Source organism: Pseudarthrobacter sp. MOO13, assembly GCF_058267655.1.
The window spans coordinates 4,148,814-4,170,695 of the sequence record NZ_CM177848.1 but is presented as its reverse complement, the minus strand read 5'-3'; the positions used below and the strand labels follow the sequence as shown (position 1 = coordinate 4,170,695).

The window sequence follows — 21,882 nt, the reverse complement described above, 5'->3', positions numbered from 1 at the left end:
GGAGGTTGTGGCGGGTCCTGCCGGCCGGCAGGACCTAGCCGAGGGAAAGGTCCGGAACAGGCAGCCGGAAAATGTCCTTCAGGGCGTACGTAGCCGCGTGCATCCCGGGCATCCCCGTGACACCCGGGCCCGGTGGCGTTGAGGATGAGCAGAGGTAGACGCCCAGCAGAGGTGTCCGCCACGGGACGGGAGACGCCACGGGCCTTTGGACCAGGCCGCGCACGTCCATGACTCCGGCGCTGAAGTCGCCGCCAACGTAGTTGCGGTTGTACTGCGCCAGCTGCGCCGCCGTAATGGCGTGCGATTCCACCACGAGGTCCCGGAATCCCGGGGCAAACCGTTCCAGCTGCGCCATCACCTCGCCGGTCATGTCCCGCGTGGAGCCTGCGGGGACGTGGCAATACGTCCACAGTGTGTGCCGCCCGTCCGGGGCCCGTCCCGGATCAAACCGGGAGGGCTGGGCCACCAGGACATACGGCCGCTCGGGATGCCGGCCGGCGCTGACCTCGTTCTCCGAAGCCGCCAGTTCGGTCCGGGTCCCGCCCACGTGGACCGTGCCGGCGTCGGCAAGCCCGCTGGCTTGCCACGGCACCGGACCGGACAGGATGAAGTCCACCTTGCAGGAGCCGTTTCCGTACCGGAACGCCTCGAGGGCTTTTCGATAGCGGCCAGGCAGCGCATCGCCTGCCATGTCCAGCAGGCCGCGGGGCGCCACATCCAGCAGGGTGGCCCGGGTGGCCGGCAGTTGTTCCAGCCGGTCGATGGGGGTGCCGGTGTGGATGACGCCGCCGTGGGCGCGGATGTCTTCAGCGAGGGCTGCCGCGATGGAGGCGGAACCGCCGCGGGGGATGGGCCATCCGTCCGCATGTCCCAGGGCACCGAGCATGAGGCCGGCCCCGGACGCCGCCAGGGACGGTAAATGCGAGATGGCGTGGGCGGCAACCCCGCTCAGGAGGGCGGGTGCAAGATCCTCCCGGAACCGTGCGTTCCATAATCCGGTTCCCTGCTCCAGCGTCCGCAATCCGTAAACGCCCGCCATCACCGGGTTGCGGGGGATCCGCAGCAGCTGGTTTTGGGTGAAATCCATGATGTCGCCAATATGCCGGACCAGCGGTTCCATGAGCCTGCGGTAGGCAGCGCCGTCCCGGCCCAGCTCCGTCGCAGTCCGCTCCAGCGAGGTATACGCCAAAGCCGCCCGGCCGCCATCCAGCGGGGACCCGAATGACACTTCAGGGGTGATCAGGTCCACCCTCCGGGGCAGTTCGAAGGCACGGAAGAACGGGGATGCCAGCGCCATGGGATGCACCGCGGAGCAGACGTCGTGGAAGTGTCCGGGCTGCATGAGTTCGGTGGTGCGCGTGCCACCGCCGATGGTCTGGGCTGCCTCGAAGACTTCCACCGACAGCCCTGCCCTTGCCATGACGGCCGCTGCAGAGAGTCCGTTGGGACCGGAGCCTACTACCGCGACATCAGGCACGGGACCCTGCTTTCCAGGGGGTAACCGATTCCGAGGGCCGGGCGGGATCCAGCCGGAACCAGTCGGGCGCGTTCGCGAACGGCCCGCCGTGCGGATCATCAACATGGTGGCGGCGGATGGGGTCAAAGGCGGGGTCGTAGATGTCCCACACGATGCGCGCCATGAGGTACGCCACGGCGGCCATGTGAGCGGCGACGGCGAGGACGTAGTACGGCATGTCCAGGTTGTGTTGGGACGAACCGGCGCTGGTCACCTGTCCAAGGTACATCCAGATTGCGGCCCAGTGCAGGGCTTCGATCCCCTGCCAGACCAGGAAGTCGCGCCACCGTGGCCTGGCGAGGGCTAGCAGCGGGATCAGCCACACGACGTACTGGGGCGAGTAGACCTTGCTGGTGAGGATGAAGGCCGCGACGATCAGGAAAGCAAGCTGCGCCAGGCGGGGGCGGCGGGGAGCGGTCAGTGCAACGGCTGCTATGGCGGCGCACAACAGGACGAACAGTCCGGCTGACAGTGCGCTGACTCCGTCCGGTGCCAGCCCGGACCAGCCCAGCCTGCCGGCCACCAGGTTGTAGGCGAACCACGGGGAACTGTACCCGGCGCCCCGCTCCGCGCTGTACTGGAAAAAATAGGCCCAGCCGGACGGGTTGGCCGCCGCGAACGGCAGGTTGACCACCAGCCAGGTGGCGGCGGCGCTGCCGGCGGTCACCAGCAGCGGCCGCCACCGGCCGGTCCGCGCGGCAAGCAGCAGGATGGCCCCGAGGACCAGCAGCGGGTAGAGCTTGGTTGCCGTGGCCAGCCCGATCAGGATGCCGGCCGGCACCGGGCGGTTCTTGGCGAAAAAGTACATGCCCACAGCCAGCAGGCAGGCTGCCCAGAGATCCCAGTTGATGGTTCCGGCGAGGATAATCCCCGGGGCGACCGCCACCATGGCGGCATCCCAGGGACGGCGGCCGGGCATGCGGGCAACTGCCAGGACAGTGACCATGGCCACGGCCGCCAGCAGCACGGCATTGATGTCGAAGTAGGCCACAGCCCTGGCGTTGGCGTCTCCTCCGGGAACCAGCCATGCCGTCAGCCCCGCAATCAACCCGATGAGCACCGGGTATTCAAACTGGCTGCCGCCGCCGAGGATGGGGAAGACCCCTTGTGCCAGGCCGCGGTTCCGGAACAGCTCCGGGAAGTCCGAGTAGCACGTGGCGTAGAACTGGGTTGGGGTCTCCCAGCCGTTGACCCGGCAGTAGCCCTTAAGCAGGATGCCCACCAAGGCGGCCAGTGCTGCCAGGACCACCAGCACACGTTCCACGGTGAAGATCCCGGGGGAGGCAACGCCGGGATCCGCCTTGGCCCCGAGTGGCCCGCCGATCACCTCCGTGAAATTACGGAGCAGCGCATCGCTGCGGCTCGGCACCACGATACGGGGCCGTCGTCCACCCTCCGGCGGCTGGGTCTCGTGCATGGAGTCGAGCTTACAGCCGGCCCCTGCGCAAAGCGCGGGGGCCGGCAGTCAGCGCAAGCCGCCGAGCTGCTGGTGCATGAGCACGAAGACTTCGTTTCGATGCTGCTCCAACAGGTCACTGTTGAACGAACTGCGTCGCTGCAGGGGGCGGGACAGGAATCCCAGGATCTTTCGCATCAAGGAAGGCACCTCCTTTCGTTTTAATGGGGCACAAAAGTGCATGGCGAATTAGCGCTACTTTTCGGCGCGAAAAAGCCCGAAAAGAAGGCGCGTGAATTCCATTGCGGGAATAGGCGGAAATTGCAGGAAAGAACACAAATTCCGGGGGACGCCGGCAAAGCCGGAAAGCAAGCACCTGGCGCAGAGCAGGAACGCTCAAGTGCGCGGACGCGGTTTCAGGCGTCAGCGAAGCGTGGGCTCAGGCAGGTGCTGTTCCGGGGAGTCAGCGCAGGAGGTGCGGCGGCGTACCGGCCGTTATCCCGGGGACTGGCCCAGGCAGGGCGAAGTCCCGGGGAACGTGGTTCCGGTTAGCGGCGCCGTGGAGAACCGGGGAAGGCGGCGGACCGCCACCCGGTGCCGACCGGAGCAACGCGCGCAGCACCAGCAAAGGCCGGGAATGCATTGATGGGGGTGTTCCATTCGCCAGTCAAAGTCATCATTTTCCCAACCTCCTTTTCTGCTGTCCGCTGCGTGGTGTGCAATGCGGTCTTGGACCCGGGCAGATTGCCGCGGGGTCAGGAATAAAGGTACCCCAGGAATCCGCGAAAGGCCAGCAATTCCCGGGAAATGCGGAAAAGTTTTTTACTAAAGGCGATTCAGAGACCCCAGCGCACAATAGCGGGCGTCTTCTTATCCCAGCCCAGGGTGCATACTTTGGCGGTACCGAGGATAAAGTGGCGGCCTTCCGTGGGCGGCAATTCCAGCCAGCGCGCGGTAAGGATCCGGGAGAAATGACCGTGCGCCACGATCAGCACATTGTCCATCCCGGATTCCAGGATCCGGCCGATGATCTTGTCCGCCCTCGCGGCCACCTCATCAAGGCTTTCACCGTTGGGAACGCCGTGGGTCCAGATCAGGTAGTCGGGATTGTCCTTGCGGATCAGGTCCGAGCTGATGCCTTCGTAGTCCCCGTAGTTCCACTCCACCGCGAGCGGTTCGTGCCGGGCATCCGGGAAACCGGCGAGCTCGGCAGTGCGCCGTGCACGCCGCAGCGGCGAGGTGAGCACCAGGTCGAAGTCGACGCCGTCCAGGACCTTGCGTGCCTCCACGGCCTGCTGTTCGCCTTCCACTGTCAGGGGGAGGTCTGTGAGGCCCGTGTACTGCCCGCTCTTGGACCATTCGGTTTCACCATGGCGGAGGATCCACAGCTGGGGGCGCGGAGCGAAGGCGGGATTGGTCATTTGGACTCCTCAGCGGGTGAAGGTTCGACGTCGGCGGGAGGGGTTCCGGGCTCGGTCCCGGCAGGTGCTGATTCAGGCTGTTCGGCCCACCAGCGGAGCAGGCGCGCCTCGGCCTCGTCCGCGGGCAACGGTCCGTGTTCCATCCGCTCATTAAGGAGGAACTTGTAGGCGCGGCCCACCACGGGGCCCGGTTTGAGGCCCAGCAGCTCCATGATCCGGGCTCCGTCCAGGTCCGGGCGTACTGCGTCCAGGGATTCCTGTTCCCGGAGCGCCGCAATGCGGGACTCAAGGTCGTCGTAAGCGAAGGACAGCCGGTCGGCCTTGCGCTGGTTTCTGGTGGTGACGTCGGACCGGGTAAGCCGGTGCAGCCGTTCCAGCAGCGGGCCTGCGTCGGTGACGTACCGCCGGACAGCCGAGTCGCTCCAGCCGGCATCGCCGTAGCCATAGAAGCGCATGTGGAGTTCCACCAGCCGTGCAACGGCCTTGGTGGTGTCATTGTCGAAGCGCAGCGCCTTCATCCGTTTGGAGGTGAGCTTGGCACCCACCATGTCGTGGTGGCGGAAGCTCACCGCCCCGCCCGGTTCGAACCGGCGCGTCGCCGGCTTGCCGACGTCGTGCATCAACGCCGCGAAGCGCAGCACGAAGTCCGGGCCCGGCACAGGGCCTTCGGCGTCCGTTTCAAGCTCCGCTGCCTGCTCCAACACCTGGAGGGAGTGCTGGTAGACATCCTTGTGCCGGTGGTGCTCATCGGCTTCGAGCCGGAGGGCGGAGACCTCGGGCAGCACATACTCGGCCAGCCCCGTGTCCACCAGGAGGTCCACGCCCACGCGAGGCCGGGCACCGCAGATCAGTTTGACCAGTTCATCCCGCACCCGCTCCGCGGAAATGATCTTGATCCGGTCAGCCATGTGGGTCATGGCTTCGCGGACGTCGTCGCGGACCGAGACGCCCAATTGCGCGGCGAAGCGGGCCGCCCGCATCATCCGCAAGGGGTCATCTGAGAAGGAGGCCTTCCGGCGCCCCGGGAGTGGCCAGCAGGGAAGCATGCAGGTCCCGCACCCCGCCGAACGGATCCACCAGTTCCAGGGAAGGCAGTTTCAGTGCCATGGCGTTGATCGTGAAGTCGCGCCGCAGCAGATCGTCGGTGAGGGAGGAACCGAACGCCACCACGGGCTTGCGGGAGTCGGGATCGTAGGCCTCCGCCCGGTAGGTGGTGATCTCGATCTGGAAGCCGCCCTTGCGCATGCCGATCGTGCCAAACGCGCGCCCGATCTCCCAGAAGTTATCCGCCCACTTCTTGATCAGTGCCACCGTCTGGTCCGGCGTGGCATCCGTGGTGAAGTCGAGGTCGGGGGAAACCCGGCCAAGGAAAAGGTCGCGCACCGGCCCGCCCACGAGGGACAGCTCGTGGCCGGCATCCACGAACCGCTGACCGAGCTCCAGGACCACCGGGTCCACCTTGAAGTCAACGGTGTGGGAATCAATCTTGTGATGTGCGTGCGACATAGTTCCTTAAGCTTGGCAGAAACCAGCGGCGCAGCAGTCCAAAAAAGCGTCAAGATCAGCGCTGATTGACGTTCCCGGCCCCAAAATGCGTCACATCCCGTCCATGTTGGTGTCATGTTCCGGTCATCACGAACGGGCAACAGTCGTTAGAGTGGACTCCATGGCCCATCCAGTACCGAGCGCTCCCGGCAGGAGGACGAACGCACCATTGCCATCGGCAATCGGGGCGCACGTTGCCCCTGCCCAGCAATCGGCACCGGCCTCGCTGCCAACGGTTGAGGAAGTCTCGGCCGGCGGCGTTGTGGTGGACACGTCCGACGCCGAATTGAGGGTTGCGATCATCGCCCGCCTTAATCGCGGCGGACGGTTGGAATGGTGCCTCCCCAAGGGGCATCCGGAGGGCAAGGAAAACAACGAGCAGGCTGCCGTCCGCGAAATTGCCGAAGAAACCGGCATCGAGGGAGACATCCTGGCGCCCTTGGGCAGCATCGACTACTGGTTCACGGTCAGCGGCCACCGGGTCCACAAGACCGTGCACCACTACCTCCTGCGCGCCACGGGAGGCGAGCTCACCATCGAGAACGATCCCGACCAGGAAGCCGTGGATGTGGCCTGGGTGCCCATCCAGGAACTGGCCCGGAAGCTGTCCTTCCCCAACGAACGCCGCATCGCGGACCTTGCCCGCGAGGTCCTGCCCGGACACCTCTAAGCCCGGACGCCGCCGTCGTCATTGCGGTGTTACGGGCCGGTGGGTGAGACGATGAACTCGATGTCAGCTACCAACTTTCCTTCCGACCGGTCCGGCCGGCCCGATGATGCCGCACCCGGCGACGCCACCGCCGGGGCGGCCGCACCGGAGACCGCGCAGCCCGCGGCCGCGGGTCCCAGCGAGTCCCGTTCCAGCGCCATCATGGCCGCAGGGACGCTCGTTTCGCGTTTCCTGGGCTTCGGTAAGACCTGGATGCTGGGCACCGCGCTGGGCCTGGGCTCGACGGTCAACGACACGTTCATCAACGCCAACAACCTGCCCAACCTGATCTTCCTTTTGGTTGCCGGCGGTGTCTTCAATGCCGTGCTGGTCCCGCAGATCATCAAGGCAAGCAAGGCCCCGGACAGGGGAGCGGACTACATCAGCCGGCTGCTGACGCTCGCTGTCCTGCTCCTGTTCGGACTGACGGCGCTGGTGACGCTGGCCGCGCCGGGGGTCATCGAGCTGACCACCCAGGGATATTCGCCGCAGCAGAAGGCCCTCGCGGTAACGTTCGCGTTCTGGTGCCTGCCGCAGATCTTCTTCTACGGCCTTTACGCCCTGCTTACCCAGGTCCTGAACGCCAACGGCGCGTTTGGTCCGGCTATGTGGGCACCCATCCTGAACAACCTGGTGGCCATCGCCGGCCTGGGCATGTTCATCTGGATCTTCGGGACCAACGAGTTCAGTGCCCACACCATCGATAACTGGGGCTCTGCGCAGACTCTCCTGGTGGCCGGGTTCTCCACCATCGGCGTACTGTCCCAAACCGCCATCCTGCTGGTGCCGGTCTTCCGTCTGAAGCTCGGGCTCCGGCCCCGGTTCGGCTGGCGGGGCGTGGGGCTGGGGCACGCTGCGCGGCTGAGCGTATGGACCCTCCTGACGGCCGCCGTCGGGCAGCTGGCCTTCCTTTATGTCATGCGCATCGCCACCATTCCCGGCGCTGAACGCATCCGCTTGCAGGAGGCGGGGGACCCGTCCGCCTCCACCCTCCCCGGCAACGCGGTCCTGGAGGTGGCCAGCCAGCTGTACCTGCTGCCGCACTCGATTATTGCCCTGTCCCTGGCCACCGTCCTGTTCAACCGGATGACCCGGGCTTCGCAGGACGGCAACCGGGCGGAGCTTCGTGACGCACTCTCGCACGGGCTGCGCACCATGGCCGTCGCCACGGTGTTCGGCGCCTTGGCGCTGTTTGCGCTGGCGGGTCCACTGGGCATGTTCTTCTCCGGCGGCTCGCGCCAGGACGGCGTCATGCTGGCCCAGACGCTCACCATCCTTGCCCTCAGCACCCCCTTCATGAGTGCCAACTTCATGATGTCCCGGGTGTTCTATGCCAACGAGGACGCCCGCACGCCGTTCTACGTGCAGCTGCTGCTGGCTGTGGTCTATGTAGCCGGTGCGTTCGCCATCCAATTCCTGCCGGTGGGCCAGATCATCTACGCCATCGCCGTTTTGTATATGGTGGGCAACATCCTCTCGGTGGTCATCAGCGCGGTCTTCCTGCGGCGCATGCTGGGCAGCCTGGACGGTCCGCGGATCGCCAATTCGTACATCCGCATGGGCTATGCGGCCCTTGGCTCCGCCGTCGCCGGTTCGGCCGCCCTCTGGCTGCTGGGCAGCTACAACCCTGATGGTTTCGCTTGGAGCGGCCGCCTCCAGGCCCTGCTTACGGTCGCGGTGGCAGGGCCTGTCATGCTCGGCGTCTACTTCGTGCTCCTTCGGCTGTTCCGGGTCACCGAACTGGGCGACATGCTCCGGCCGCTGCTGGGCCGGCTGGGCCGCGGGGGCCAAGCCCCCGCTGCTGAAGCCGGGGACGCGCCGTCGTCCGCTCCTGCCCCAGGTTCCTCCGGGCACCGTCCTGAACGGGCCACCACCTCCGTGGACACCGGCCTCATTCCACGGATTTCCGGCGAGTTCGATGCCGTCTCGTTCCGTGCGGGTCCGGATCCGGAGCGCGGCGTGCGCCGCCAGGACCTGCACGACGACGGCCGCCAGCAGGTGCCGGTGGCCGAGTACCTGCCTGGTGAGGAGCAGCCCGCCACGGCGCGTGGGGGCCTGCTCAGCGAACAGATTCCCCTTCCGGGCCGCCGGACGTACCAGGGCAAGGCCGGCGAGAACCCGTACTTCAAGAAACGCCGCCCACGGAAAAAGTGATGCCGTGGCGCTCTGGCACCGGTCTTCTCCACGGCCGTCCGGGGCTGATCGGCTAGGATCGAACAGGTACAGGGGTAGTTGCAGTCAGGGTTCGGCCGTGCGCGGCTCCTGATCGGCGGTTGCGTCATTGAGGCCGGCAATCCCGGACAGTCTAGGAGGAACACGTGTCCAACCCGATCGATGTCGGATCAGTACTGGGTGGCCGTTACAAGGTCACAGCCACGGTATTGGCCTCCCACGACCACGATCTGGTGCTGGACGGCGTGGACCAGGTCCTTAACCGGCCGGTCAGCATCCTGGTGGCGGGCCCGGAAAACACCGAGCAGGTTGCCCAGAGCGCCCGCGAAGTGGCCACCGGCGAACGCCCCGGCACGGTACAGGTATTGGACCTCGGCGTCACCGAAGACACCACCTACCTCATCACCAACCACACCTCCGCCGCAGACCTACTGGATCTTGTGGTGGCATCCAACCCGCCCTACGTCGAACCGTTCTTCACGGACACGCTGGGCAGTGAGATCTTCGGCCAGGCCCGCTCCCACGAACCCGAGCCCTACGACGAGGAAGACAACGTCGACGCCGGGTACATCAACTACGCCGACTCGCACCCGAGCCAGGTTGATCCTTATCCTTCGGCGCCGGCCGCGCCGCCAAGGCCCACAGTCCGGCCCGCAAGCCAGGCTCCCGCTGTTCCCCCGGGTTCAGGCCGCACCGGTGCCGCTGGCGCCGCAGGTGCAGGTGCAGGTGCAGCAGCAGCCGCGGCAGCCTCGGCGGGACGACGACCGGCCGACGTGGATCCCGATGCCACTGCCGCCCAGCCCGTACAGCCTGCAGCCGAGCGCGCCGGCTTCGAGCCGGCAAACACTGCGGATACGGACACCGGTCCAACCGACACCACCCAGGCACATCCACAGCAGTCCGTTTCGGACGGCAAGCCGAAGGTTTCCTTGTGGTCTGACGACGACTACGCCCAATCGGGCGACGACGACGATCACCAGGACGGCGACGCCCCGCAAGAGCCCCGCAGCGGCAACGGCAGGTCAGCCCTGTTTGCCCGTGCGGCGGCCCCGGCCGCTGCCGGCACCGCATTTGCCGATCGCGACGACGACCATGATGAGTCCGACGACCAGCCCCGTTCCATGCGCTGGCTGGTTGGCGGCCTCCTGGCCGTTGTGCTGATTGCAGGCCTGATCTTCGCCGTCACCAACCTTGGCAGCCTCTTCACCCCAGGGCAGCCCCAAGCCAAGTCCACTCCGCCCGCCAGCACCAGCGCACCGCAGGCGTCTGCGTCGGCCACCCAGGCGGCCCCGTCAGCTCCGCCGGCGGTACCGCCCGCTATTGAAAGTGTGACCCGGCAGGGGAACTTCGACTTTGCTGCCACATTCGATGGCGACCTGGTCAAGGCTTACGACGGCAACAACGCCAGCTACTGGTCCGACATGGAGTTCGCCACGGAGAACTGGGGTGGCCTGGCCCCGCAGGGAGTTCCGCTGGTGGTGAAGCTGAAGAGCAAGGCCACGGTTTCTTCCATTACGCTCTCCCAGCTCGGGGGATCCGGCGGCAACATCACCGTGTACACCAACGACCAGCCATCCCTGGATGGAGCCAAGTCCATTGGCACCAGCAGTTTCACCTCCACGGACCTGAACATGCCCCTTCCCGAGCCGGTCCAGGCGCAGTACGTGATTGTTTCCATCAATTCGCTTCCCAAGCTGGCGGCTCCAAAGACCCGTTACGGTTACGGTCTCCGCCTGGCAGAAATCAAGGTCCAGTAAGCCCCGACGCCGCGGTTGTTACAGCCGCGACAGGCGCCGCGCGCGGGGAATGTAATCTGGAAAGAGCGCCCTGCGAAGGATAGTCCTGTACCTTTTGCGGTGGTTCACCTTGTCCGGGCGCTGGAATATTCAGCACGCGGGCACGGTTGTGCCATGTGGCCGGCCTCCAAAGGGAGGCGAGTCGAACAAGGAAGAGGTTCACGTTCCAGTGACCATCGCAGAAAACACGGCGTCCGACGTACGTGATGTCATCATCGTAGGCTCGGGACCGGCAGGGTACACGGCGGCCGTGTACACCGCACGGGCAAACCTCAAGCCTCTGTTGCTCGCAGGTTCAGTGACTGCAGGCGGCGAGCTGATGAACACCACGGACGTGGAAAACTACCCCGGTTTCCCTGAAGGAATCATGGGGCCGGACCTGATGGAGAACTTTGAGAAGCAGGCCGCCAGGTTTGGAACTGAAATCCAGTTTGAGGATGTCACCGGGCTCGACCTCCAAGGACCGGTGAAGAAAGTCACCATCGGCACGGGGGAGACCTTCAGCGCAAAGGCCGTCATCCTTTCCACCGGGTCGGCCTACAGGGAACTGGGGCTTCCCAACGAAAAGCGCCTGTCCGGACATGGTGTCAGCTGGTGCGCAACCTGCGATGGTTTCTTTTTCAAGGACCAGGACATTGCCGTCATTGGCGGCGGCGACTCAGCAATGGAGGAGGCCCTCTTCCTCACAAAGTTTGCGAAATCCGTAACGGTTGTACACCGCCGTGATTCGCTCAAGGCTTCCAAAATCATGGCGGACCGTGCACTCGCACACGAGAAGATCACTTTTGCGTGGAACAGCACGGTAGAGGACGTTCTCGGCGAGGACAAAGTCACCGGACTGCGGTTGAAGAACCTGGTGGACGGGTCAGTGTCTGAGCTTGCCGTTACGGGTGTCTTTGTCGCCATCGGCAACGATCCCCGGACCGATTTGGTCAAGGACGTCCTGGCATTGACACCCGAGGGCACCATCGCCGTGGAGGGCCGGAGTTCCCGGACAAGCCTCCCGGGTGTGTTCGCTGCCGGCGACGTTGTTGACCCGACGTACCGCCAGGCAATCACCGCTTCCGGTTCAGGATGTGTTGCGGCTATTGACGTCGAGCACTACCTGGCCGATCTGCCCGCATAATCCGCGACACTGTTATCCGAAGAGAAAGACAAGGTTATGAGCAACGCAAAAGATGTAACTGACGCAAGTTTCGGCACTGACGTCCTGTCCTCCGAAAAGCCTGTCATCGTCGACTTCTGGGCTGAGTGGTGCGGCCCCTGCCGTAAGCTTGGCCCGATCCTTGACGAGATCTCGGTCGAGTACAGCGAGAAAGTCGACGTCGTCAAAGTCAACGTGGATGACAACCCGGCAATCGCTGCCGAATACGGCATCACCTCGATCCCGGCCGTCTACCTGTTCCAGGGCGGCGAAGTGAAGAGCACTGTTATCGGCGCAAAGCCGAAGCAGTTCTTTGAGAAGGAATTCTCTGACGTCCTCTCCTGAACTGCAGCCTATATGGCTTGACCTGAAGTAGGTCAAAGAGTGGCTCCCGTCGCCTGGCGGGGGCCACTTTTTTGTCCAGTGCCTGCCGTGCTTGAGCGCCTACTTCTATCCAACCCTGAATTCGGCACTGCTTGGGTGACCGTAGATCGTTCTTGACAGGTTCGTTTCACGTGAAACACCTTCGCGCCCGGTCCCGTCTAACTGACCCCATTGGACGTGGCCCCTTGTCGATGGTTCTGACCTATGTAAGACGTGGGGCATAGATGCGGGGGAACTTTACCTCCCAAGGGGAGTCTCTGGCTGCCTGCTACGCCACGCCTGTGCGGTGCCGAATAGGCATCGCGTCTCACCTCAAGCTGTCGGAGGCCGCCATCTCTACATCGCGGGACACTGGCACGGTAGCGTACGAGGGTGCGCAATATGTGAGCCGGAGGTGTGTGAGGCGCCTGCGGTTTCACGTGAAACATCGTAGACGCTGTCACCCCAATGGCAAGCGCCGATGCGGTCATAGGATCGCGTGCCGTCTACGGGACACAGCGGAGGGGAGTCTCGGCTTGGATAGTGCGAATCGAGTCATTTGGCATATATTTCTGCGCAAAGCTGGAGATTGCTTGTGCTTCCTGTGAGAAGCCAATCATCAAGTGCACACATCGAGAACGGACGATTGATACTTCTGGTCTCATTCCCATCGTCCTACGAAGTCCAAGATCAAGCTGAAATCGCAACTGGCATCGGCGACCGCGCGAACCGGTGAGGTGACAATTCCTTAGGCCCAGACGAAAAGCACAAATGTACAGCGCCTCCATCCATGGCCCGGGGAGATTGCTTTCCTGCCTAGCTCCTTCACAACTTGACGCTTCGAATCCTGCTCCGGACCCAGGCATACACGCTTCAGCCGGCAAGAATGCGGTCCATGCGGGGACGGGGTTCTCAGACAGACCGCCCTCGGACCTTCAAGGTCGCTTGCCTAGCGCTTGGGGGGAGACCAGGCGGAGCCGCGCCCCCTCTTTACGCTTTCCTGACCCGGACCAGCGGGCCCCACCCGGTGACACGGACGCATGAGCCAGATCCTCGTCGGGTCGTGAGCTCGCCCAGGGGGCGTGCAGCGCTGTCACCGGTACACCGCGTCAATGATCGAACGGCCCTCCAACGCATCGGATCGATGCCGAGCCTAAGAGCTCTATGGTTCGTCGTCGTTGGCGCTCAGTTCAGCGCACACGCCCTTACACGGCAATTCATCCCATCGCGGCTATTCATTGGTGTCTTCAGATTGCCCGTGTACGGCCGCTGATGTCGACCTGGACTCGGAGAGGCTCGATGTTTCACGTGAAACGAAGACGCGTTCCGATATCCCTTTTGATCTTATGGGAGGAGTGGGGGCATGCCGCTGCCTGCATCCGACTGGTATTGGGAGTTGGCACGTCCAAGATCTACCTGCGGTGCACCGCTGGATTGGCCGTGAGCGGTGCGACATGAAGACTCCGCCTCTTACACGGGCGGCATCCCTGGGGCTCCTCAAGCGGAACAGTGTTCGCCCCATGGGCTCCGGCTGGGGCAGTTCAACTTCGAAGACAACTAGGATCTCGAATCCACCTTGGATACAAGTTTCCCTCTTGGTTATATGGGAGTGACACCATCGAGGATTTTGATCTGGCAATCGAGCCGCTCGTTGGCAATCCCGCTTTGAGTTACGCACACGTTATCCACAGGGCCTCTATCAAGTTATTCACAGCGATATCCACAGGCAGCCTGATCGTCCATTCGAGGGTTTCTCAGATCCTCAACGGCCTATTCGAATCCCAAGGTGTTCGTCTAGACACCATGTCCGCCTATTCGCGGGAACGACCGCGCGAGGGTACGAGCTGATCTAGCTCATACACGCCGGAAATGTCGTCATTTTCCACTCAAAATGTGCGCTTATCGCTGCCGTGCAATGCCACACGATGTTTCACGTGAAACGCCGTCGTCGCGGTCACGCTTAGGGGTTACGTTGCCGCAAGGTTTGTAGCCTTCCCGCAGCAAGTCGCGACGCACAAGGCGCTGCGAAGCTCTGGATAAGGGACAGAACTTATTCACAAAGTTATCCACAGGAATATCCACCTATACTCTGCCGCCGAACGAAACAGATGAAACGCTCCGGGGGATCGCCCGTTGCGCTCCGGGTATTTCCAGGGTTCACCGGTGCCGATACATTCGCGCCGAGCTAGGCGGCCTTCTCGGTGCAACACCATTGCTTCAAACAACGCTGCCCAACGTCGACGCACGGCGTACAGGCGGTTCTTGAGATTCCTAAGGACAGCAGCCTCCCGCGACGCCAATCCGACGTGGAAGACCTCCGCCCGGCAAAGTGTCGGTTGGGCGCCGTAACGAAGGAACTACACCTCCGTGAAGCCTCGAACCTCCGTCCCGGAGCGTAGTTCCAACACCGCCGAACAATAGCCATCGGCAGCTCTGTAGTCGGCAGCGCCGCTAGGAGGTAGTGCATTGCCACACGCCTTGCCTCTGTACCAAACCCAGAATGGGTTATCCAGGACGACGCCGAAGGCCGGGGGACAGGGTCATCGGGGAGCAGGTATCGAAGGCTAGGGACTCACGGTGCCCATGCTCATCGCAAGGATTCCGTGCAAGTAACCGCGCCAACTCGTTCCGTGGTGGCACACGCCCCAGGGCAGCGTCGTGGCGATATTGATCCGCCTTCCACGAGACTCTTCCACGACCTAAGCAAACACCGTATGTCTGTTCCCATAGTGCGTATTGAGCGCACTCAACAACAGCAAGACGGCTTAGGTCATACTCCTGATCATTGCGGGGCCCAACGCGCCCTCGCAGCTCTGCTTCTGCACTCCAACTCACTGAGCGAGTGCCCAATGCAGGACTCCTCAGGAACTACTGATCACCAACGAAGACCGTGGAACCCATAGTCGAACACTGCACTCGATGCACTTCCCATGTGCCCCGCTAAGAAGCACGGGACGCTGTGGGACATCCACGCCACACAGTGATTCAGGGGTGGTGGATCGGAAACATCCTTCCTTGCCGGCCACGAGGTCCGCCCCGCTCTCGGGTCCATCCGCAGTGCAGCGCGTGAAGCTGGATGCGCGTGCTCCGCCGGCTCTCTCACGGGAGTTCCGACTCCCTATGCGAGAGAGAATGAGTAGCGACCAATTGTGTTTCACGTGAAACATATCTAGACTGCGCCGGCCACCACCCGGAGTTGCGCCGTTTCACGTGAAACATTGACGGGCAGTGCAAGGCGGACAGCTACGGTCTCCGCACACACGGAACCACACGGATGGCTACTTTCGACAAAGTACGTCCCAATAATCTATCGCCAAGTATGGATACTAAGGAGGAGCAGTACTACTGCATACATCAGCCGAACTCTCCCGTATCGGGGCACTCGACCAAATCGCACAGCCGCATTTTGATTATGCACCACTTGCCTGGTGAGATACGACACCTGTGTCACGAGATGATCGGCGACACCAGCCTGGTGATTTCTTTTCAGGTGGGTCCTTGGCTTCGTGCCACAAGGACCCGCGAATGATCAGTGTTAGTGATGCCCGGTTCACAGCAGCCCGTTAGCAGCACGGTGCGGCTTCGGCGAAGTCGGTGGCCCTACAACGCGCGCAAGAACCGCAGACGTGGCATATCACCAACCTAAGGACACAACCGTCTTTGCGGACACAACCGTCTTTCGATATTGACGGAAATCCATCACCAGGTAGCCCAATCAAATAGTCACAGTAAAACTTGATGACTTTCTGCGGCAGGACCATGGCATTTGGGCCTGCCGATGACAGAAGCACATTCGCCCGCGAACTATGGCACCCAAGCCCTTGTCCGCACACCCTTGAGAAAAGTCAACCGGCCGCGGATGTACCCACAGGGGAGATGCAATTGGCCGGCACATCAAGGAGCGCAGCACATTGCTCGCGTTTCACGTGAAACAACGGACGGAAGTGCACTGCCAGTGTGGCTCCGACACCTCTAATAATCGTCTTCCATCCACACATCCCTGTGCGCCGACGTCAGTAGGGTCTCGACCGAACATCCGGAAGCAGCGCTTCAGCGGCACCAGGAGAGCCGCTGAGGAGCCGGGTGCCTTCCAATAGCCCTGATCCTTGTCGGTGACGGTCGAAAACTGAGCCATTGTGACGGTTGAAAACTGAGCCACCCGTTCCAAACGATTGGGTGGGTGATCACAGTGGAGGATTGGGCGCTTATTCGGCGGTTGCATCTTGCCGAGGGTGAGTCGATGAGGTCGATAGCGGCACGGTTGGGGATCTCCAGGAATACCGTCGCGAAAGCTGTCAGTGCTGATGGTCCGCCGGCGTACGTCCGTGCGCCGCGGAACTCCGGGATCAAAGCTGTGGAACCGGCAATTCGTGCGCTGCTGCTGGAGAACCCGCGGATGCCGGCGACAGTATTGGCTGAGCGGGTGGGCTGGTCCGGATCGGCAGCCTGGTTCCGGGAGAACGTGGCCAGGATCCGGCCGGAATATGCCCCAGCTGATCCTGCAGACCGGGTTAGCTACGAGCCCGGGGACCAGGCGCAGTGCGACCTGTGGTTCCCTGAGGTCCGAATACCCGTTGGCGCCGGCAAAGCCAGGGTGCTGCCGGTACTGGTGATGGTCTCCTCCCATTCGAGGTTCATCATGGCCCGGATGATCCCGTCCCGGATGACCGGGGACCTGCTGGCCGGAATGTGGGAACTGCTCGGTGGATTGGGGGCTGTTCCGCGGCGGCTGATCTGGGACAACGAAACCGGCATCGGCCGCCGGAACAGTTACGCTGCCGGCGTTTCCGCGTTCGCCGGTGTCCTGGCCACCCGGGTCGTGCAGGTCAAACCCTACGACCCGGAAACCAAGGGCGTGGTCGAACGGGCCAACCAGTTCCTGGAGACGTCCTTCCTGCCGGGCCGAATCTTCACCTCGCCGGAAGACTTCAATAATCAGCTCGGGCAGTGGCTGCCGAAGGCTAACGCCCGGATGGTCAGGCGGATCGGCGCCCGGCCCACGGAGCTGCTCGCAGCGGACAAAGCAGCCATGCTGGCGCTGCCGCCGGTTCCACCGGTGACGGGATTCGTCGCGCGGGTCCGCCTGCCGAGGGACTACTACGTCAGGATGGGATCAAATGATTACTCCGTTCACCCGCAGGCCATCGGCCGGTTCGTCGACGTCACCGCGGACCTGACGACCGTCATGATCAGCCTGGACGGCAGATCCGTCGGCACCCACCCTCGGTCGTGGGGCTCCGGACTGACCATCACCGACCCGGCCCACGTCGAGGCGGCAAGGGCATTGCGGAAGGCCTTCCAAACCCCACCGCCCGCGGGCGAAACAACCGGGCTGCGGGACCTGGCGGACTACGACCGCGCCTTCGGTGTGGTCCTCGATGACGGGCAGGTCGCCTGATGGCCAACGTCAAAGAAACGACTGGCCAGATCGAGTACTACTCCCGGGCGATGAAGGCACCCCGGATCCGGGAAGCAGCAACCCGGCTCGCGGACCAGGCCCGTGAAGGAGGCTGGAGCCATGAGGAATACCTCGCCGCTGTCCTGTCCCGGGAAGTCGCAGCCAGAGAAGCCTCCGGCGCCGAGCTCAGGGCCCGGGCAGCTGGTTTCCCGGCCCGGAAATCACTCGAGGACTTCAACTTCGATCACCAACCCGGCCTCAAACGCGACACCATCGCGCACCTGGCCACCGGCGCGTTCCTCACCGAAGCGTCCAACATCGTCCTGCTCGGACCGCCCGGCACCGGCAAAACACACCTCGCCACCGGGCTGGGCTTACGAGCCACCCAGCTCGGTCACCGCGTCCTGTTCGCCACCGCCATCGACTGGGTCGCCCGGCTCCAGGCAGCCCACCAGAACGGCCGGCTGCCCCAAGAACTGGTCAGGCTACGCCGCTACGGACTGATCATCGTCGACGAAGTCGGCTACATCCCGTTCGAGCAGGACGCCGCGAACCTGTTCTTCCAACTGGTCTCATCGCGCTACGAACACGCCTCGCTGATCCTGACCTCAAATCTGCCCTTCGCCCGCTGGGGCGACGTCTTCGGCGACCAGGTCGTCGCGTCAGCCATGATCGACCGCATCGTCCACCACGCCGAAGTCATCACCCTCAAGGGCTCCAGCTACCGGCTCAAACACACTCAGGTCGACTCGCTGCCCTCGACAAGACCGGAAAATACGGCAGAATAACCAACGTCAAAGTGGCTCAGTTTTCAGCCAGCGAAATGGCTCACTTTTCGACCAGCGCTGACAATCCTGCGCCTGGTATTCGACCTAAGGGCCCTCGCGGGTACCGCAAGGCCCCGATCCGACGGTTTGCCACAAACTACCCGCACCGCCCCCGACTGGCCCAGACAACGCCGGCTGTACGTCCTACGCCCAGCGGAACGTGGACATAACCAGAACAAATATGCCCGCGAAGCAGGCGAAGTACACCCATGCCGCCACATCGGACGATCGGATGCGGCAAAGCTCCATAGCGGGGACCCAGTAAGCAGGCAGACGAACTCGGGCCATCAAAGGTCCTAAACCGAGTCAGTTCTCGCCAGCCCCGGAGACCTCGCATCCAGGGGCCGTCTTGCCGACAGTCCCAGAAACGCAAAGAGGCCCGATTCGCAGTGAATCGGGCCTCCCTAGGCTCCAGTAACGGTGAGCGCTAGTTGGTCGCTCCCGGCGCCAGCACATCCATGATTCGGTTGAGGTCCTCTACGCTGGCGAACTCGATGCTGACTTTACCTTTTCGGACGCCAAGGGAAATCTTCACATTGGTGTCCAGCCGGTCCGAAAGCGATGACGCCAAGTAGTCGAGCCGTTCATGCCGCGCCCCGGGGCGGGGGATGTTGTTTTTGGCCGGTTTAGCCGGGTCCTGGTAGAGCGTGACTGCTTCTTCAGTGGCGCGCACGGACATGCCCTCGGCCACGATCTTCTGGGCGAGCCGTTCCATGGCCGCTGCATCCGGCAGCGAGAGAAGAGCACGGGCGTGGCCGGCCGACAGGACGCCCGCGGCTACGCGGCGCTGCACGAGCGGCGGCAACTTCAGCAGGCGGAGCGTGTTCGAAACCTGGGGACGCGAGCGGCCTATCCGGTCAGCGAGCTGCTCGTGGGTGGTACCGAAGTCCTCGAGGAGCTGCTGGTACGCCGCCGCCTCTTCCAGGGGATTCAGCTGGCTGCGGTGCAGGTTCTCCAAGAGGGCATCGCGCAGCAGGTCGTCATCGGTGGTGTCACGGATGATGGCAGGAATGGTCTCCAGCCCTGCCGCCTGGACCGCCCGCCAACGGCGCTCACCCATGACCAGTTCATAGGGTTCACTACCAGATTCGGTTGATGTACGAACGACAATTGGCTGCAAGACTCCGATTTCACGAACGGAGTGCACCAGCTCGGCCATGTCGTCTTCATCGAAGACATTTCGGGGCTGCTTACGGTTGGGGTGGATGTCGCCTACCGGCAATTCCGCGAACCGTGCGCCTGGTACCTCAACCAACTCAACGCCGGATTCCGGGGCCGCTGATGCTTCCACCTTATCCGCTGCGCCGGCTTCAGCCGGTTGGGGTGCCTTCGCTGGTGGCGTTGAGGGGGCGGGCCCATCCGCAGCCTTGGAGCGCAGGCCCGGCGCCTTCTTGGCGGGGGCCTTCGTGTCGGCTGCCCCGTTGGCGGCCGCGGCCGTTTTGGAGGGCTTGTCGGTGGCTGTCGATTTTGCGGGGGTAGTCTTCGCTGCGGAAATCCGGGCCGCGGGAGCTTGGCCTTCTTTTTCCTGTGCCTTGGCTGCAGCCGGCGGTGCAGGCTGCTCTACGGGTTCGGTCTTCTTCCGGCCTTCCGGAAAAAACAAGTCCACTGGCCGCGATTGCGCTGCACCGTTGGCAGAACCATTGGCTGCGGCGGAACTTGGAATCAGCGCGCCAAGACCGCGGCCTAAGCCCCGTCGCTTCTCGCTCATGGGTAAATCCCTCCAGTGGTGAAGCCAGGATGACCCGGGCCTCCATGCGTTGCGGTATTGAAGATTCTAGCGTTCCGCTATTTCAGCGGCGGCTTCCAGATAGGACAGGGCACCACTCGAGGACGGGTCGTAGGTCATGACCGTCTGCTGGTAGCTGGGCGCTTCAGAGATCCGCACCGAGCGGGGAACGACGGCGGAGAGCACCTGTTCAGGGAAGTGCTGGCGCACTTCAGCAGCAACCTGGGCAGCGAGGTTGGTCCGGCCGTCGTACATGGTGAGCAGGATCGTTGAAACAACGAGGTCCGCGTTGAGATGCTTCTGGATCATCTCGATGTTCTTGAGGAGCTGGCTGAGGCCTTCCAGGGCGTAGTACTCGCATTGGATAGGAATCAGCACTTCACTGGCGGCGCAGAAGGCGTTGACTGTCAGGAGGCCGAGGCTGGGCGGGCAATCGATAAAGACGTAGTCGAGGCGCTCTTCGCCCTTCTTTTCGCGGGTTTTGGCGTACACGTCGATAGCGCGCCGCAGCCGTTGTTCCCGGGCGACCAGGGAGACGAGCTCGATCTCGGCACCGGCCAGATGGATGGTGGCCGGGGCGCAGATCAGCTTCCCGATGTCCGGGCACGGAGCCACAACATCCGCCAGCGGGATGTCGTTGATCAGGACGTCGTAGATGCTGTCCACATCGGCGTGGTGTTCAATGCCGAGGGCGGTGGAGGCGTTTCCCTGGGGGTCGATATCGATGACCAGGACGTTGAGTCCGGCGGCCGCAAGGGCTGCGGCAATGTTTACGGTCGTCGTGGTCTTGCCCACGCCGCCCTTCTGGTTGGAGACGGTGAAGATCCGGGTCTGCTCCGGACGCGGGAGCTGGCGACCCATCAGGCGTTCCCGGCGTTTGGTCTCGTGTGCGAGCTCACGGGCGATAGGACTCGAATCGTCAATGGCATCGATGACGTTCGACCTACCGGAAGAGGTTGTTTCACGTGAAACTCCGCTTCCAACGGCGCCGGTGGCCGGCCGTGGATGGTTCCCGCCCCGGGCCGGGGCCATTCCCAAACCGGCCAACCCGGACCCAGCGACGGAACGTGCCGACCCCAGAGACACAAACGGCGGGATCCGTTGTGCGGAGGCTTCACTACTCGTCACTGGGGCACACTCACTCTCGTTCAGCCAATTTTGCTGCCGTTGTCTAGCCTAACTGCTCCACCCGTCTGACCACCGTCAGTGGGCCCACTTTAGGACTTCTTTTGGGACTTGTTCACTACGATGCGCACCACGGTGGTGGGCTCCTCAAGGATGTTGTCACCGACGGTGACCACCGATGTCTGCACACCGCCAAGCTTGCGGATGACCTTCGCGGCCTTTTCGATCTCTTCCCCGGCACTGCGGCCCTTGATGGCCACCACCTCACCGTGTCCGGCCAGGAGCGGGATGGTCAGGCCTGCGAGGTTCGTCAGGGCTGACACGGCACGGGCCGTGACCACGTCGGCGTCCACCTGCCCCACGGCCAGTTCGGCCCTGGTACGCATTACGGTGACGTTGTCCAGTCCGAGGTCGTCCACCACTTCCTGGAGCCAAATAACCCTTCGTTCGAGGGGTTCGATGAGCGTCAATTCGAGGTCTGGGCGGGCAATGGCGAGGCAAAGGCCAGGCAGGCCTGCGCCGCTTCCGACGTCGGCAACGTGGCTTCCCTGGGGGATCTCACTTTCAATGACCGCGCAATTGAGCACGTGGCGGCTCCACAACCGGGGAACCTCGCGGGGCCCGATCAGCCCGCGTTCGGTCCCGGAGGTGGCCAGGTGCTCAACATAGCGTTTGGCCAGGTCCAGGCGGTCGCCGAAAATCTTCTCAGCAGCCCGAAGCTCTGCTGCCGTGATATCAACCATG

14 protein-coding genes and 1 pseudogene are annotated in these 21,882 nt (G+C 63.4%); 7 read left to right on the top strand and 8 right to left on the bottom strand.

Features of this window, described 5'->3' with window-relative positions; all coding sequences use genetic code 11:
• Positions 1–34: 34 nt before the first annotated feature.
• The 5 genes and pseudogenes from AC4EEO_RS19130 to AC4EEO_RS19110 form a co-directional block, all read right to left on the bottom strand.
• Positions 35–1,477: a phytoene desaturase family protein gene (locus AC4EEO_RS19130; protein ID WP_491328961.1), complete on the bottom strand. Its 1,443-nt coding sequence runs from the start codon at positions 1,475–1,477 to the stop codon at positions 35–37.
• Positions 1,470–2,933 carry a glycosyltransferase family 87 protein gene (locus AC4EEO_RS19125; protein ID WP_491328962.1) on the bottom strand — a complete coding sequence of 488 codons (1,464 nt, stop codon included), beginning with the start codon at positions 2,931–2,933 and terminating at the stop codon, positions 1,470–1,472. Before AC4EEO_RS19125 ends, AC4EEO_RS19130 begins: the two co-directional genes overlap by 8 nt.
• A gap of 48 nt (positions 2,934–2,981) precedes the next feature.
• Positions 2,982–3,113, bottom strand: coding sequence for a hypothetical protein (locus AC4EEO_RS19120; protein ID WP_255414772.1), 132 nt, complete (start codon positions 3,111–3,113; stop codon positions 2,982–2,984).
• Positions 3,114–3,748: 635 nt separating this feature from the next.
• On the bottom strand, positions 3,749–4,333 hold the full coding sequence (locus AC4EEO_RS19115) for a histidine phosphatase family protein (protein WP_133832416.1): 585 nt from the start codon (positions 4,331–4,333) through the stop codon (positions 3,749–3,751).
• Positions 4,330–5,839: pseudogene (locus AC4EEO_RS19110) on the bottom strand (CCA tRNA nucleotidyltransferase). Before AC4EEO_RS19110 ends, AC4EEO_RS19115 begins: the two are co-directional and overlap by 4 nt.
• 208 nt (positions 5,840–6,047) lie before the next feature.
• Between AC4EEO_RS19110 and AC4EEO_RS19105 the strand changes: the two are divergent.
• The 7 genes from AC4EEO_RS19105 (at position 6,048) to istB (ending at position 18,248) form a co-directional block, all read left to right on the top strand.
• Positions 6,048–6,548 carry an NUDIX hydrolase gene (locus tag AC4EEO_RS19105; protein ID WP_018762826.1) on the top strand — a complete coding sequence of 167 codons (501 nt, stop codon included), beginning with the start codon at positions 6,048–6,050 and terminating at the stop codon, positions 6,546–6,548.
• A 60-nt stretch (positions 6,549–6,608) separates the two neighbouring features.
• A complete protein-coding gene (gene murJ, locus AC4EEO_RS19100; RefSeq protein WP_133832418.1) occupies positions 6,609–8,741 on the top strand; it encodes a murein biosynthesis integral membrane protein MurJ in 2,133 nt (710 codons plus the stop codon).
• Positions 8,742–8,905: 164 nt separating this feature from the next.
• On the top strand, positions 8,906–10,516 hold the full coding sequence (locus AC4EEO_RS19095; protein ID WP_491328963.1) for a discoidin domain-containing protein: 1,611 nt from the start codon (positions 8,906–8,908) through the stop codon (positions 10,514–10,516).
• Between the two features lie 208 nt (positions 10,517–10,724).
• Positions 10,725–11,681 carry a thioredoxin-disulfide reductase gene (trxB, locus tag AC4EEO_RS19090; protein ID WP_491328964.1) on the top strand — a complete coding sequence of 319 codons (957 nt, stop codon included), beginning with the start codon at positions 10,725–10,727 and terminating at the stop codon, positions 11,679–11,681.
• Between the two features lie 36 nt (positions 11,682–11,717).
• Positions 11,718–12,044, top strand: coding sequence for a thioredoxin (gene trxA / locus AC4EEO_RS19085; RefSeq protein ID WP_018762822.1), 327 nt, complete (start codon positions 11,718–11,720; stop codon positions 12,042–12,044).
• A 4,198-nt stretch (positions 12,045–16,242) separates the two neighbouring features.
• Positions 16,243–17,460 (top strand): IS21 family transposase, encoded by a 1,218-nt coding sequence (gene istA / locus AC4EEO_RS19080; RefSeq protein WP_440745465.1) that lies wholly within the window; start codon positions 16,243–16,245, stop codon positions 17,458–17,460.
• Positions 17,460–18,248 (top strand): IS21-like element helper ATPase IstB, encoded by a 789-nt coding sequence (gene istB, locus AC4EEO_RS19075; protein WP_440745464.1) that lies wholly within the window; start codon positions 17,460–17,462, stop codon positions 18,246–18,248. Before istA ends, istB begins: the two co-directional genes overlap by 1 nt.
• Before the next feature lie 466 nt (positions 18,249–18,714).
• Here istB and AC4EEO_RS19070 read toward each other — a convergent pair whose 3' ends face one another.
• The 3 genes from AC4EEO_RS19070 to rsmG form a co-directional block, all read right to left on the bottom strand.
• Positions 18,715–19,995 (bottom strand): ParB/RepB/Spo0J family partition protein, encoded by a 1,281-nt coding sequence (locus tag AC4EEO_RS19070; protein ID WP_026264882.1) that lies wholly within the window; start codon positions 19,993–19,995, stop codon positions 18,715–18,717.
• A 66-nt stretch (positions 19,996–20,061) separates the two neighbouring features.
• Positions 20,062–21,141, bottom strand: coding sequence for a ParA family protein (locus AC4EEO_RS19065; protein WP_491339501.1), 1,080 nt, complete (start codon positions 21,139–21,141; stop codon positions 20,062–20,064).
• 89 nt (positions 21,142–21,230) lie between these two features.
• Positions 21,231–21,881, bottom strand: a complete 651-nt coding sequence (gene rsmG, locus AC4EEO_RS19060) for a 16S rRNA (guanine(527)-N(7))-methyltransferase RsmG (protein WP_018762818.1) — start codon at positions 21,879–21,881, stop codon at positions 21,231–21,233.
• Between the last annotated feature and the right edge of the window lies 1 nt (position 21,882).